Origin of the sequence: Marinobacter bryozoorum (assembly GCF_023156245.1) — a bacterium.
In the GTDB taxonomy this organism is placed as follows: Bacteria; Pseudomonadota; Gammaproteobacteria; order Pseudomonadales; family Oleiphilaceae; genus Marinobacter; species Marinobacter bryozoorum.
Genome location: NZ_JAKZAH010000105.1, coordinates 1 through 1192, shown reverse-complemented (window position 1 = coordinate 1192; position 1192 = coordinate 1). Strand labels below are relative to the sequence as shown.

Here is a 1192-nt window from a genome sequence, read left to right as displayed (position 1 = left end):
TTCCGGCAACTGCGACGTTTGCAGAAATTACCAAAGCTATTGCAGTCCTTTTTTGGTCATCCAGATTTGGCTTACATATCCGGGTGATGTTCGCTTACTTTATTTCGGATTAGTAGATCACTTGTCAGCGCTGGATGACGACTTTCGAGTGGCGGTTGAAGCCGTCAGAGGCAACCTCAGTGAAAAAAACTTTGTGGAGGCGCTTCATCAGACCGCGCTTGAAGAAGTTGATGAAATGAAGTGGCGAGCTCATACCCTCCGACAAGGGCAGTCTGCGAACAGCAAATCTCTCGCCGATTTTTTTCCAGGCATCATGAGGCTTAAACTTCGCCTGCATAATCGTCCAGACGCTGAGATCGACCCATCTGAAGTTTACTTTGGCGGACAATCATTTAGACAACTGAGCTTCAATAACACATTTCTATTTGATTTCAGTGCCATTTGTTCGGCTGGCGATGAATGCGTTTGCCGTAACGAGAAGATGAACTTGCATACGTTTCTAAAATACAAAAATCATCCGGATAAAGATGAAGGCATAAAATGCAAGAGCTTTCCTCAGTACCTATGGTTTTTCGATGAACTGTGTAGGCCCATTGAACAGTGGGGCGAGGACAGAGGTCGGCAAGTCGGCCCCATCAATTTCCGCAATTTTCACGTTCACTTGCGATTCGAAATGCGACAGCGGAAACTAAGCCGAAGCAAGCTAAGTGCGATGTCTGGAGTTAACCGCTGTCGAATTGGCGAAATTGTTCAGGGAGCCGAGCCTAGTGCGCCTGAGAAGCAGCGTCTATCCAAAGTATTGGGCATCCCTTAGTCTTTGGATGGTCATGACGAAAGCGATGACTCAACATCACGTCAATACTCCACCATCTAAGCAAAATAGATGGACTAAAAGTCTGCCCCGGGAGACTGGGGCAGGCTAGTTCTACAGACTAGATCACTGTGTTACTGACGATTGGGCGGCGTCAGCGAGTCACAGATCGTCTAGATCCTGAAGGAGGTCGGGTTCTACCCCGTTTCCACGGACGGTTCAAAAAAGGCGGCGGACTCACCCCGGTGCAAACGGTCTGATCTGTTGTGGTCATTCGATCGTTTCTGAATGTTCGCTTTTGTTTAACTCCGGCCCTTCAGATTCCTACCACCCTGTTTACCGACATGCTCAACGTGCTAGTAGGACTTTTGACAAATTCCT

1 protein-coding gene is annotated in these 1192 nt (G+C 47.9%); it reads left to right on the top strand.

The window, feature by feature from the left end:
* The coding region (locus MLC59_RS19725; protein ID WP_248237302.1) for a helix-turn-helix domain-containing protein at nucleotides 1-814 on the top strand (814 nt) is incomplete at its 5' end.
* Nucleotides 815-1192: the final 378 nt, after the last annotated feature.